10 protein-coding genes are annotated in these 13,443 nt (G+C 41.8%); 7 read left to right on the top strand and 3 right to left on the bottom strand.

Annotation, left to right across the window (positions count from 1 at the left end):
• Positions 1–1,865: amidohydrolase (locus PE36_RS08125; protein WP_006031512.1), on the top strand; the 1,865-nt coding region annotated here is incomplete at its 5' end.
• A gap of 152 nt (positions 1,866–2,017) precedes the next feature.
• Here PE36_RS08125 and PE36_RS08120 read toward each other — a convergent pair.
• Entirely contained in the window at positions 2,018–2,845 is an 828-nt protein-coding gene (locus tag PE36_RS08120; protein WP_006031511.1) for an AraC family transcriptional regulator, read from the bottom strand.
• 514 nt (positions 2,846–3,359) lie between these two features.
• Between PE36_RS08120 and PE36_RS08115 the strand changes: the two genes are divergently transcribed.
• Positions 3,360–4,634 (top strand): hypothetical protein, encoded by a 1,275-nt coding sequence (locus PE36_RS08115; protein ID WP_006031510.1) that lies wholly within the window; start codon positions 3,360–3,362, stop codon positions 4,632–4,634.
• Between the two features lie 85 nt (positions 4,635–4,719).
• On the opposite strand, the gene queC is transcribed toward PE36_RS08115, so the two are convergent.
• Positions 4,720–5,448: a 7-cyano-7-deazaguanine synthase QueC gene (gene queC / locus PE36_RS08110; RefSeq protein ID WP_006031509.1), complete on the bottom strand. Its 729-nt coding sequence runs from the start codon at positions 5,446–5,448 to the stop codon at positions 4,720–4,722.
• Between the two features lie 246 nt (positions 5,449–5,694).
• Here queC and PE36_RS08105 point away from each other — a divergent pair, with 246 nt between their 5' ends.
• The 3 genes from PE36_RS08105 to PE36_RS08095 all read left to right on the top strand — a co-directional run bounded on the left by PE36_RS08105 (position 5,695) and on the right by PE36_RS08095 (position 7,461).
• Complete coding sequence (locus PE36_RS08105; RefSeq protein WP_006031508.1) at positions 5,695–6,312, top strand: tetratricopeptide repeat protein; 618 nt, start codon at positions 5,695–5,697, stop codon at positions 6,310–6,312.
• A 73-nt stretch (positions 6,313–6,385) separates the two neighbouring features.
• Complete coding sequence (locus PE36_RS08100; RefSeq protein WP_006031507.1) at positions 6,386–6,580, top strand: DUF4250 domain-containing protein; 195 nt, start codon at positions 6,386–6,388, stop codon at positions 6,578–6,580.
• Positions 6,581–6,684: 104 nt separating this feature from the next.
• Positions 6,685–7,461 carry a M48 family metallopeptidase gene (locus tag PE36_RS08095; RefSeq protein WP_006031506.1) on the top strand — a complete coding sequence of 259 codons (777 nt, stop codon included), beginning with the start codon at positions 6,685–6,687 and terminating at the stop codon, positions 7,459–7,461.
• Between the two features lie 35 nt (positions 7,462–7,496).
• Here PE36_RS08095 and PE36_RS08090 read toward each other — a convergent pair whose 3' ends face one another.
• A complete protein-coding gene (locus PE36_RS08090; protein WP_043994287.1) occupies positions 7,497–8,252 on the bottom strand; it encodes an MBL fold metallo-hydrolase in 756 nt (251 codons plus the stop codon).
• A 183-nt stretch (positions 8,253–8,435) separates the two neighbouring features.
• Here PE36_RS08090 and sbcD point away from each other — a divergent pair, with 183 nt between their 5' ends.
• On the top strand, positions 8,436–9,674 hold the full coding sequence (sbcD, locus tag PE36_RS08085) for an exonuclease subunit SbcD (protein WP_006031504.1): 1,239 nt from the start codon (positions 8,436–8,438) through the stop codon (positions 9,672–9,674).
• A complete protein-coding gene (locus tag PE36_RS08080; protein WP_006031503.1) occupies positions 9,674–13,345 on the top strand; it encodes an AAA family ATPase in 3,672 nt (1,223 codons plus the stop codon). Before sbcD ends, PE36_RS08080 begins: the two co-directional genes overlap by 1 nt.
• Positions 13,346–13,443: the final 98 nt, after the last annotated feature.

Raw genomic sequence — 13,443 nt, 5'->3', positions numbered from 1 at the left:
CACAAAATAAAAAAATTGATTTAGAAGGGAAAACGCTTGTTCCCGGCTTCATTGATTCGCATAGTCATTTTTTGATGCATGGACTGTACGCACCTTTTGCCGATCTGCAAAGTCCACCGCTGGGTGATGTAGTGAGAATTGGCGATGCAAGTAGCCTAGATAATCCATCCACATTACTCGGTTCTCTAAATCAAAAGTCTACGCAGTGGAATGGCTGGTCAAGTCGAGATTGGATTATGGGTAATGGCTATGATGATACCCTGCTCGAAGGTAAACAACATCCTACCACTAAGCAACTTGACTTGATTGACCGTGCGGTTTATGTAACCCACACCTCTTCACATATGGGTTCCGCGAATACTAAAGCGCTCAAAAAAGCGGGTATTTATGGCGTGGACGGCGAAGGATTCATTTTAAATAAGCACTTGGAAAGAATTCTTGATGATAGTGATAATGGTATTTGCTGTGGTGTAAAAGGTCAACCCATAGAGAGTGGTAGTTATAAACCAAACGGTGTATTGAAGGAGGCCGCTCACGCCTATGCCCTAACTAAAGTCGCGTCACATATACCGATGGAGCAAGTATTACTCGGGCTTTTGAGTGTTGGTGAACATTATTTATCCGCTGGGGTGACAACCGCTCAGGACGGTTTGACACCAAAGGCGGCGTATTCGGGAAGGTTGTTAAAGATTATTCAAGCTATCAGTAAAACACCACGACTCGTTATTTTACCTGACCAAGAAAGTGCAGAAGCGATAGGCGACTTTGATTCCCCTAATTTTTTACCGAAAGAGACTGATTTTTTCAAAGTCGGAGGAGTAAAGCTAGTTCTTGATGGTTCGATACAGGGCTATACTGGACATTTATCCGCCCCTTATTATTCTATTAACCCCACTGATTGCCCTGATGAAAGTTGTGAAAATTGGCAGGGACAAGCACAGATTAAAGATAAAGAATTGAATCTCGTGGTGAAAAATTTGTTGAAAAATAATTGGCAAATATACGCGCATGTTAATGGTGATGCGGCTATGGAACAATATTTGGTGGCCATTGAAACAGCTATTTTAGATGGCGCTATTAGTAAGGAAGAGGTTAGAGCGAAAAGATTGGTGGCAATACATGCGCAAGTTACAACGCGCGAGCAAATGTTGCGACTCAAGGGCCTCGGCATGATTCCATCCTTCTTTACTGAGCACGTATATTATTGGGGGCTTCGCCATAAAAAGACTTTTCTTGGTAATCCTGGTGATGTAGCTGGCCGTGCTGAAAACATTAGCGCTACAGGCTGGGCTAAAGAGATAGGCTTACCTTTTACGCTACACAGTGATGCCCCGATTGTTCCCATCGACCCTATGCATATTATGGAAACGGCGGTAAAACGAGAAATGTGTGATACCGACAACGTGAAAGTAAAAGATGAGTGTAAGACATTACCTGAGCCCTTAGGTCGTGAACATCAATTGACTTGGGATGAGGCGCTGATGGCCAATACTGTTACGGCGGCTTATCAATATGGCGAAGAAAATACACGAGGCTCTCTGGAAGTCGGAAAGTTTGGTGATGTGGTTGTTCTTTCAGCTGATCCTAGAACTTCAGACGATACACCAACCGTCGTACAAACGTATGTGGATGGCAAGTTACTTTTTGACGTCATTAATAGTCAACGTGACACCGAGAAGGTACTGTCTGTGCTACGTAAAGTGATTAAGTCAGGCGCCCGATCTGATGTCAGAAGTCTTATCCCTGACAACCTATATAGTGAGGGACTTGAAAAACTCGCAGCGATGAAAAATGATGATATTAAGTTTTTGATACAAAATTTACCATCGTTAGAAAAGCTCTATTTTCAGCACGGCGGACATTAAAATTGTTGTTTAGTCCTATCTAGATCTTATTTATTTACAGTGCTTTATCTAGAGAACCAGTGTTTGACACTGGTTCTCTAGGATTAAGGGAATATTGGAACAATCTTGAGAATGCATTAAGGATGCTAGAACACAGTTTGTGTCTTAAATAACTAAAGTACACGGCGTTGAAAGTGCGAAGGGGTAATTAAAAATGCACTCTTAAAGGCTTTATTGAAATGGCTTTGATCAAAAAATCCAACCTGATAGGCCACATCAGACAAGTTACCACCTTTCATTAACGCTTTTTTCGCATACTCTAATCGTACTCTTTTTAAATATGCATGGGGTGTCATTCCCATCGACCGTTTAAATTGACGTAGAAATTGAAACTTACTTAAATCAAGCTGTTGTGCTAAATCATCTAATTGGAATGACTGACCCGGTTCATCGTGGAATAACGTTTTAATATAACTTAGCTGCTGCGTAGAGAGTTGTTTGGTTGATATGTGTTGCTGTATCGGCATACCGCTATGGTGCATAAACAACTCTGTGATGAACGCGATCATCGTTGTTTCGATGTGCAGTTGTGCAGATCCATCTTGCTCTGTGGTTAAGAGTTTATGTAAATGTAAGAAGGCATGCGATAGCGTTGGATTGTTGATAAGTGGGGCATTGAAAAAGGTTTCTGCCTGATTCATTTCTCGGCTAATATCGTTAACATAATCAACGGGTAATGCCATTACATGTGATTGATAACCACCAAGGGTAATGTTCTCGCCATTGTGTGCTTCGTCTGGATTTAACGTAGAAATAAAGCCAGGCGCAAGGTGGTATTGCTTCCCCTTATGCAAGTATTGCTGGCAACCACTCGTTACAATCCCAATGTGATAATCAAGATGGATGTGTCGTTCGAAAGCAAACTTTTCAACATTCGCTGAGCTTAGTTCAATATTGGGTAATACAGGATTATGCCAGTATTCAATTTTTTCTTGTCGCATCGTTTTTACCTATATCACTTACCTACATTACCTTAATCAGCATATTAACAGTGCGTTGTTGGCGGTGATAGTAAATAATTGCATAAATATTATTTTTGTATAGGCCAAGATTAATCCATGCTTAAACGCGCGCCAAAGTGTCGTTCACCTTTGCTGAGGTCGGTTCCATACTGGTGATTTAGCGATATGGCACAAGGTAGTTATGTCGAGATTAAAGATCGATCCAAAGATGTAATTATTTCTGGTGGCGAAACGTTCTGTTCCTTTGTTTAGAGACAGAGCTGGTCATCGATCAGTATTACGCTGTTATTTCATCGCCATATGTGTGTTTATACCCACAAATGTGTAAATTTGATGTGACCTATGTTGTATTATGGTTAACAATACTTTACATCGATATTAAGCCTATGTATTGTCCATTCAACTGGTTTTTAAGGTGTAGGCAGTTAAGTTATCTGCATTTTAGTTGAAGATCTGTTTAATACACTGCATTCGATATATCAAGGATTAATACGTGTTAAATATTAAAAGTAGTCAATCTCATTCTCAACCACAATCTAAGTCTCATTCAGCTACTGGCCGCTGGAACGCCCATGATACGAAGTGGACGCTTAGTTTATTTGGTACTGCCGTAGGCGCTGGTATATTGTTTTTACCTATCAATATCGGTGCTGGTGGATTCTGGCCACTTATCATTATGGCTCTGCTCGCTGGGCCTATGACGTTCTTGGCGCATCGAGGCTTATCTCGATTTGTACTGTCATCGGAAAAACCTGAAGCTGATTTTACCGATGTTGTGGAAGAACATTTCGGCCCCAACGCAGGTCGTATTATTTCTATTTTGTACTTCTTATCTATTTATCCTATTTTGCTTATTTATGGTGTTGGCTTAACCAATACGGTCGATAGTTTTATTGTTAATCAGCTTGGTTTAGTATCTCCTTCACGTGTGTTGTTATCCGGCATATTGGTTGCAGGTATGGTAGGCGTGATGATGGGAGGAGAAAAGCTCGTACTCAAAGCGTTTGAGATCATCGTTTATCCATTGGTGCTTATTCTTGCTGGACTGTCAATTTACATGATCCAAGATTGGCAAGTACCTGATATATCAATGGCGACGGATATGGGTGAATTCTCGCGTACGTTATGGTTAGCCGTGCCAGTCACTGTATTTGCGTTTAGTCATGCAGCGGCTATCTCTAGCTTTTCCTCGGCACAAAAGCGCCATTATGGTCAACAAGCTGGGGAGAAGTCAGAACAGATCCTGAAACGTACGTCAATCATGCTTATTTCGTTCGTTATTTTCTTTGTATTTTCTTGTGTATTTAGTTTAACCCCTGAGCAGTTGTTAGAAGCTAAAGTACAAAATATATCTGTTTTATCGTATCTTGCAAATGTGAAAGACAATGCCTTAATTGCTTCTCTAGGTCCGTTAATTGCTTTCATTGCCATTACATCTTCATTCTTTGGCCACTTCTTAGGTGCACGTGAAGGTTTAAATGGTCTGATACGTAAACAAGTAAATATGACGCCTGCTGCGATTAACAAGCTGACTATTTTTCTACTGTTTACTAGTATCTGGGCTGTTTCGGTAATGAATCCAAGTATTTTAAATATGATGGAAATGTTTTCTGGACCGGTTATTGCGATGATCTTGTTTGTGATGCCAATGTACGCGGTATCTAAAGTTGAAGCATTGGCTAAATACCGTGGAGCGTTAAGTAATATCTTCGTTACCATCATGGGATTGATTGCAATTTCAGCGCTGATATTTAACGTGTTTTTATAAAAATTGAAAATAAAGAAAGGGACTCAATTGCATATGTTTAAATTGCACATACAATTGAGTTCTGGCTTGCTTATTATAAGAGCTATTATGACGTAGCTTGAATGCTTGCTAAACGCGGCAATTTGTCTTTTAGAGCGGTAATATGCAAAGTTTTGTTGGTTAGATAATCATTTAACCCGTTGTTACGTAATAGACACGCGGGACAATCGCCACAACCTTTACCCACAATACCGTTATAACAAGTCAGTGATTGGTGAGTAACAAAATCAAGTTCATCATGCAAGTCTGCAAGCGCCCATGTTTCTGCCTTATTCAACCACATTAATGGTGTTTCAAACTTAAAGTCTTTTGCCATACCTAGATTACAAGCTTGGTTAATTGACTTAATAAACTCATCACGGCAATCAGGATAACCAGAGAAATCTGTTTCACATACCCCGGTAATAACCGTGTTTGCACCAATTTGATAAGCATAAATACTCGCCAGCGTCATGAATAAGATATTGCGACCAGGGACAAACGAATTTGGTAAACCGTTCTCCATTAGTTCGTGAGAAACTGCGATGTCGTCACGTGTTAGCGAACTAATCGCTAATTCGCCAAGCAGATCAACATTGATGATCTTATGATTCTTCACACCGAAATAAGCCGCAGTCTTTTTCGCTACCTCGATCTCTTGGCTATGACGCTGGCCATAATCAAAGGTAATGCAGTCTACACTGTCATAACGTTGCAGTGCATCCACTAAACAGGTAGTGCTATCCTGACCACCACTGAATACTAATACGGCTTTGTTTGCTGTCTGCTGTGACATTTTTTGTCCTTTATCTACTTTAATAAGCCGATAATAGCATAAGAATATTCAAACAAGGTTAAATCGGTTGTTAAAATCGCTTAAACAATTACCTGTCAGTGGTTAAAAAACAACGTGGTAATAGCATCTATGCAGGAGGATGTTGTTTCGGTAGAATGTAATAACTGCTGTATAAAAATATAGTAGTAAATTTTGTCTATCAGTCGGCTATTGCTGGCTTTTTGTTTTTTATTGGTAAGCTCAAGCATGTCAAATAATAGTGAAAACACGCAATCAAAGCCGAAAGATCCCGGTTTACAAATTATCTCAGAAGCAGAGCAGGGTAGCCCTTTTTCTCAACTTGCAGCGGCAGATATGTGCTATGCACGAAGCAATTTTGATGACGCTTTTTATTGGTACAGCATAGCTGTGCGTTCATTTACCAGTAATCCTGATGCGTACTCAGCCGAAGTGATTAAATATGAAGTATCTGCGGCAGAATGTAACCTTGCAAGCATGTTCTTTAATGGGCAAGGCACTGACACGGATAAGATCCAAGCGTTTAAATTGTATGCGGAAGCAGCGCGAAAGCGTTATGTTAAAGCACAAGTACAATTAGGCATGATGTATGTGTACGCCGAAGGTATCCAGCAACACTATGGTTTAGGTTATGCTTGGCTTAATGCGGCACAATTAAACGGCGACGATAATAAACAAATTAAAAAAGTATTGAAAATGATCGAAGGTAAAGTGGATCGTAAAGCCCTAGATAATGCGCGTAAAATGTCAGAACAGTGGATTGATGAAGCCATTTTAGAAACACTCGCGCAACGTAAGAAAACCCGTTTTTCTTTCATTAGTAATTGGTTTAAAAAATCAGCCTAGAATCTTTCACCTGTTAAAATAACTTGGGTCTTCTACACTTAACTTATCAGTACTTATATGATGGGTGATGAAGATGGACTTAAGTAATTTTGAACAAATGGATACCGCGATCCTACTCGGGATTGTTAATGAAAAACTGCGACTTGAATGTCCCGATCTACATGATCTCTCAGCATGTTATGAAATGCCTACCGAAGCGCTCGCGAATAAATTATATACACTTGGCTATCATTACGACACAAAAACCAATCAGTTTAAAAATTTTTAATACTTAGCCTGTTGTTAGTATTGTACTATTTGTAGTGTCCTCCTTATACTGGTTTGATAGAAAGTTATCTATTTACACAATAAAGAAGCCAATATGGAGGGCGCATGTTTAAACAAATCTTACCTTTAGTCGTATTATCATCTTTGGTTGTCGGGTGTACAGCATCGCCAACAGGCCGTAATCAAGTATTGTTGTATTCAAGCAGTGACATGACGCATCTTGGCGCACAGTCATTTGAGCAAATCAAACAGCAAGAAAAGATCAACACAGATCCGAAACTGAATAATTACGTACAATGTATTGCTGATACCTTGACGCATTACGTTGATCAGCCGACCAATTGGGATGTGGTTATTTTTGATAGCCCACAAGTGAATGCCTTTGCCCTGCCGGGTGGCCATATTGGTGTGTATACCGGGTTATTAAAAGTAGCAAAAACACCGTCACAATTAGCGGCGGTAATGGGGCATGAAATTGTTCACGTCACTGCTAATCACAGTAACGAGCGTTTATCACAATCAAAGATCACTAATTTTGGCTTACAGGTGACGGATTACGCGTTGCAAAACCAAGAGTATAAAGACACGGCAATGCAAGCGCTAGGCTTAGGGCTGCAATATGGCGTGGTGTTACCGTATGGACGCACACAAGAATCTGAAGCGGACGTTGTCGGTTTAGAATTGATGGCGAAAGCGGGTTTTGATCCAGAAGAAAGTGTGGCGTTATGGCGTAATATGGCTGCCGCATCAGATGGTAAACAACCCCCTGAGTTCTTATCAACGCATCCATCACACGATACTCGGATTAAAGCTTTGCGTAAGGCTATCGCGAAACTACCCGCTGAATATCGTCGACCGAAAGAACTGAGCTGTAAATATTGATAGGAAAATGAGTCATGCTTCTAACACCATAATATTTACGTTTTGTTATTGAAAATGAGGCCTTTAAATTTGCGCTTAACTACTTTTTCGACAGTGAGTGGGTGATTCGTACTCTTATCTATTAATCGTTGGATATCATCACGGCTAATTTCGGTATAACCATCATGCGCCATTAATATTTTAGTGATGTTGAGTTGTAATAGTTTGTTCAATGATTGCTTATAGGCGTCGGGCTGGTATATCGGAAAGGGTGAGGTGAATCTGTTTTTTAGTTTTAAGATCATGTCACCCACATACATCTGTTGAGTGGGCTGGTGTAAAAACGACAGATCACGATCGGTATGTCCTGGAGTAAAATGCACCATCCACTCGCTAAAGTCAGGCACACAGATTTCGTCGTGTAAAATAATATCGGGCTGCAGATGTGGATGATAATAAATATTTTTGAATTTTTTACCTTTGCGGCGCGCTACATATAACGCCAACATCACATCAATAGCATGGCCAACACGGCCTTTGAAACCTTGATACCATTGCTTCTCAAACCCAACCGAAGCAATTTTACAGCCAAACTTTTTACGTAATAAGTGTGCTCCGCCAGCGTGATCTGGGTGCATATGCGATACCAATATCAGTTTTAAATCACTCATCTCGCGCTGTAGCGTTTCAGTAATGAAGGCTTTTATCACAGGTACGTCACATCGACAGCCGCCATCAAGCAATAATAACTTGTCTGGATATTCGACTAATAGAATAGTTTGAATATAACCTTCAATGTGGTGTATTTTCATGGACGTAACTTCTTTTAAATTATTTAGTTGTTCGAGCATTCTCGCACAGTTTTGTGCCGATAAGACCCATGTGATGTTAAATTTTTGTAACTTAAGTGATTAACCGCAAAACAACTGGAAGTAAAACCAGTATTTATTTACACTAGCGATAGCTTACCTTTACCGCTAGGAAACCAACGTTTCATGAAAATACTGCACACCTCAGATTGGCATCTTGGCCAGCATTTCATCACTAAAAGTCGCGCTAATGAACACAGCCTGTTTATGGCTTGGTTACTCAAGCAGATAGAACAGCATCAAGTGGATGCGGTTATTGTCGCGGGTGACATTTTTGATACTGGTACACCGCCAAGTTATGCGCGCGAGCTTTACAATAGTTTTGTTGTTGCCATGAGTAAAATCCAGTGTCAGTTAATTATTCTAGCGGGTAATCATGATTCTGTGGCAACGTTAAATGAATCAAAGCAATTATTGTCACAGCTTAATACCCGCGTTATCTCGAGTGTGTCGCTTGATTTAGAGCAGCAGGTATTAGAGTTGAAGGATCGCAAAGGTGAAGTCGGTGCATTGCTTTGCGCGGTACCGTTTATTCGCCCCCGTGATGTGATGCAAAGTGAAGCATGGCAATCAGGTACAGAGAAACAGCAACGTTTAGGGTCGGCAATTACAGAGCATTACGCTAATTTGTATCAATTAGCGAAGCAAAAGCGTGAACAACTTGGGTTCGCAGTGCCGATTATTGCCACGGGTCATTTAACTGCGCTGGGTGTCTCGGTCACAGAGTCGGTACGCGATATCTATATTGGAACCCTTGAAACATTCCCTGCTAATCAGTTTCCTGCTGCAGATTATATTGCCCTTGGACATATCCACCGCGCGCAGAAGGTCGCTAAATCGGAACATATCCGCTACAGCGGCTCACCAATACCACTTAGCTTTGATGAAGTTAAAAAGCCAAAGAGCGTTAACTTGGTGAGTTTTTCCGAGGGTAAGTTAGATGGGGTAACGGAATTAACTATTCCCCAGTTTCAACCTATGCAGGTACTTAAAGGTAATCTTGAAAGTATTGAAGCACAATTAGCCGAGTTTAAAAGCCACGAGGATGAGCTGCCGGTTTGGCTGAGCATCGAAGTGCAAGAACAAGATTATTTAACCGATTTACAAACCCGCATTGAAATGATGACCACAGACCTGCCTGTTGAAGTATTACAAGTACGTCGCGCCCGTAAAGACAGAGAGCAACATTTGCATAGCCAAGTAAAAGAAACCTTATCAGAATTGTCGGTGAATGATGTTTTCCAGCGTTGTTTAGCAGGTGTTGAGTTTACCACTGATGCGGAAATTGCCCGTAAATCTCGTATCGAATTAGCCTTTAAACAGATTGTTGAGCAAGTAGAGCATGCAACGCAGGAGGACAAATAATGAAGATCAAACGTCTTTCCTTTAAAAATATTAACTCGTTAAAAGGCGAGTGGCAGCTTAATTTTGACCAAGAACCGTTTCTCAGTAATGGCCTATTTGCGATAACCGGACCAACGGGTGCGGGGAAAACCACGATTTTAGATGCGATCTGTCTGGCCTTGTATCACGAAACGCCACGCCTAGTGATATCGAAATCGCAAAACGAGGTGATGACGCGTAATACCGCAGAATGTGCAGCGGAAGTTGAATTTGAAGTACAGGGTAAAGGTTATCGCGCCAGTTGGAGTCAGCGCCGTGCTAAAAACAGTCCGCAGGGCAATTTACAAGAGATGAAGGTAGAACTAGCAGAAGTTGTCTCGGGTAATATTCTGGCAAGCCAAGTGAAATTGAAAAAGCAGCTGGTGGCTGAGATCACTGGACTCGATTTTTCGCGTTTCCGTAAATCTATGCTGTTATCGCAAGGTGAATTTGCCGCGTTTTTGAATGCGCCAGCGAATGATCGCGCTGAGTTACTTGAAGAACTGACTGGTACCGAAATTTATGGCCAGATCTCCCAAGCGGTATTTGAAAGCCATAACCTAGCCAAAGCAGAATTAGATAAACTCCGTGCGAAAGCGGATGGGGTTAACTTACTCACGGACGAACAACGTGCTGAGATCGTCGGTGAGCAAACAGGGGGAGAAACCTTAGTTACCGACCTTACTCAGCAGCAAACTAGCTTACAACAGCAAAAGCAATGGCGTGAACAGCTTGAAAAAGCCCAAGTCGGCGTGACCGAAGCGCAAACGAGTTTAGTTAATACAGAACAAGAGACAACAGCTCAGCAGCCTGCACTAGACAGATTAGAACAGGCAGAACCTGCAGAAGCATTACGTTTACCTTTTACCCATTTAAGCCAAGCGGATACCAAGTTGGCTGAATTAGAACAAAAGCAACAAGCTCTGCAAACGTCTGTAGTTTCTGCGCAAACTGCGGTTGCAGATAACCAACTAAAGCTACGATCTAGCCAAGCACAACTTGATGCCTGTAAACAACAAAGCCAAGCACAAGAAATATTAATCAATGAGCAGATTATGCCATTGGATAATGAGTGTGCGCAGCTAAGTAAAGAGCAGTTGCAATGTCAGTCACAACAGCAACAGCAAAATAGCGAACTGCAAACCACGCAGCAGAACCTCGCCGCATTAACGCAAACAGCCGAAACAGCTAAAACTACGGTTAACGCATGCCAAACGTATCAACAGCAACATGCACAAGATGCGCAGTTAAGTACGCGATTACCGCTATGGCAAAGTCAAATACAGCAATGCAATCAACAACAAGCGAATGTCGCGACACTGCAGCAGCAAGTGATTACGAATCAGCAGTCATTACAGCAGAGTTTAACTGCGCAACAGCAGCTAGCGAATAACGTGACCGCCAATGTTGAGCGTGAATCGGCGGTAAAAAATGCGGTTAATCAAGCGCAGCAGCAAGTCTCTGATTTACTAGTCGGTGATGATTTACCAGACCTTGAACAGGCATTTAGCCAGCAATCACGTTTACAGGGTATTGTTGAGCAGCTTTCTGGTTTACAACAGCGTTACCTGACAGAGTCGCAAGAGTTTGAGGCCAATCAAGCAAGCATGGTTGCATTAGAGCAACAACGTGCTGGTATTAATGTTGAGATCACCGCCAAGCGCGAGCTGTTTAAAACCAAAAAGAACGAGTTAAATGATGTTCAGCGTTTATTAGAACAAGAACAGAAGATTGCCAGTCTAGAACAATTACGTAGTCAGTTAGAACCGGGGCAAGCCTGTCAGTTATGTGGTTCGACAGAGCATCCGTTGATCGAAGAATATCAGCATATTGCCGACTCACTGACAGTGCAGCGTAAAACCCAATTAGAGCTGAACCTAAAACAGATTGAAACCGATGGTGGAGAGCTTAAAAACCGCTTGGTTGAAGCGAATACCAAGCTCGAACACTTTAATCATCGTAATGCGACATTGCAGCAGCAGTTAGATTCGTTTGTTGCGCAATGGCAAACCTATAATGAGCAACTCAATGCCAACCTGATGATCACGGATAGTGCCAATACCCAGGTATTTGTACAGCAGCAAGGTGTGCAATTAGCGCAGTTATCACAACGTATTCAAGCCTTGAAAGCAGCGAACATGCAATTACAAAGTGCGCAACAGGCATTAACTGAATTTGATAAGAACAGTGCACAGCTGCAACATCAAATTGAATTGGTAAATCGCGATGTCAAAGCAACACAAGACGCCGAACAGAAACTAACACAAGACGCGCAGCAACAAGGGCAGGTATTAACCGAGCTACAACAGACATTAATCAATAACGTGACAGAGCTAGGACTTACATTACCGGAATGGAGCCTGCTTGATAATTGGTTAGTGACATGTCAGCAAGCACTACAAAAGTGGGATCAACAATCTCAGTTGTTACAGGCTGCGAATGAGCAGTTGTTACTGGCAGAAAGTCAGTTAACGCCATTACGTGAACAGCTGGTGAAACTGGAATTAGCGATAGCACAAACCCTCGAAACTTTGTCTAACTTGTCTGATAACCTCACTGCTAAACAGCAACAACGTCAGCAGTTATTTGGTCAGCGTAGCGTGGCAGATGCACGACAAACTATGCAGCAGCAATTAACGACAGCAGAACAAGCGCATCAAGCATGTTCAACGCAAGATCATGCATTATCGAATCAGTTGCATGCACAACAAGGTGAATTAACCACATTACAACAAGGTTTGGTGCAGCAACAGCAAGAATCAAGTGACTGTTTAGCGACATGGCAACACGCATTAGATGCAAGTCCTTTTGCTACTGACGTTGAGTTTAATCAGGCGTTACTGCCTGCAGAGGAAAAACAGCGATTAGTGGTGCTTAAATCACAGCTAACCGCGAACTTAACGCGTTGTCAGGCGTTGTTTGAACAAGCCCGTGAGCGTTTGTTAACACTGCAACAGACGCAGTTAACCGAATTGGATATTGTCACTCTGGTTACTCAGTTAGACGAGATAACGACACGGCTAAACCAAGGTTTACAGCGTCAAGGTGAATTGAAACAACGTCTTGCCGATGATACTACACGCAGCGCTGACTTAGCTGATTTTTATCAGCAGATCAAAGCCTGTGAAGCTGATTATGATGACAAAGCGTATCTGCAAAGTTTGATTGGCTCGAAAGATGGCAGCAAGTTCCGCCGCTTTGCACAGGGGTTAACGCTCGATCACTTAGTGACTTTAGCCAACCAACAATTAAACCGTTTACACAGCCGCTACCAGTTGCAGCGTAAGCTAGCGTCAGGCAGCGAAGCCTTGGCCTTACAAGTTGTTGATACTTGGTTAGCGGATGCAGTGCGTGACACCAAAACCTTATCCGGTGGTGAAAGCTTCTTAGTGAGTTTGGCGCTGGCACTAGGCTTGTCTGACTTGGTTAGCCATAAAACCAGCATTGATTCATTATTCCTTGATGAAGGCTTTGGTACGCTCGATGCTGAGACATTAGATATCGCCTTAGATGCATTAGATAATTTGAATGCGTCAGGCAAGATGATAGGTGTGATCAGTCATGTTGAAGCTTTAAAAGAACGTATTCCGGTACAAGTTAGAGTGAACAAGGGCAGTGGTTTAGGGCTGAGTTCGTTTACTGTTGTGAGTTGATTTAAGTTTTATTGCTTTCAGTTATAAAAATAAAATTAATCCGGTGGCGAAAGCTGCCAGATTGATTTTATCGTTTTTAAATCGATTTATTTAAAGGA

The organism is Moritella sp. PE36 (assembly GCF_000170855.1).
GTDB lineage: Bacteria > Pseudomonadota > Gammaproteobacteria > Enterobacterales > Moritellaceae > Moritella.
The sequence above is the reverse complement of the archived record's forward strand: the minus strand, read 5'-3'. Positions and strand labels throughout refer to the sequence as shown.

Excerpts from the sequence above, each read along its gene's own strand:
- PE36_RS08105 (WP_006031508.1), top strand. The coding sequence starts at position 5,695 with ATGTCAAATAATAGTGAAAACACGCAATCAAAGCCGAAAGATCCCGGT.
- PE36_RS08100 (WP_006031507.1), top strand. The coding sequence starts at position 6,386 with ATGGACTTAAGTAATTTTGAACAAATGGATACCGCGATCCTACTCGGG.
- PE36_RS08080 (WP_006031503.1), top strand. The coding sequence starts at position 9,674 with ATGAAGATCAAACGTCTTTCCTTTAAAAATATTAACTCGTTAAAAGGC.
- PE36_RS08090 (WP_043994287.1), bottom strand. The coding sequence starts at position 8,252 with ATGAAAATACACCACATTGAAGGTTATATTCAAACTATTCTATTAGTC.
- queC (WP_006031509.1), bottom strand. The coding sequence starts at position 5,448 with ATGTCACAGCAGACAGCAAACAAAGCCGTATTAGTATTCAGTGGTGGT.
- sbcD (WP_006031504.1), top strand. The coding sequence starts at position 8,436 with ATGAAAATACTGCACACCTCAGATTGGCATCTTGGCCAGCATTTCATC.
- PE36_RS08120 (WP_006031511.1), bottom strand. The coding sequence starts at position 2,845 with ATGCGACAAGAAAAAATTGAATACTGGCATAATCCTGTATTACCCAAT.
- PE36_RS08095 (WP_006031506.1), top strand. The coding sequence starts at position 6,685 with ATGTTTAAACAAATCTTACCTTTAGTCGTATTATCATCTTTGGTTGTC.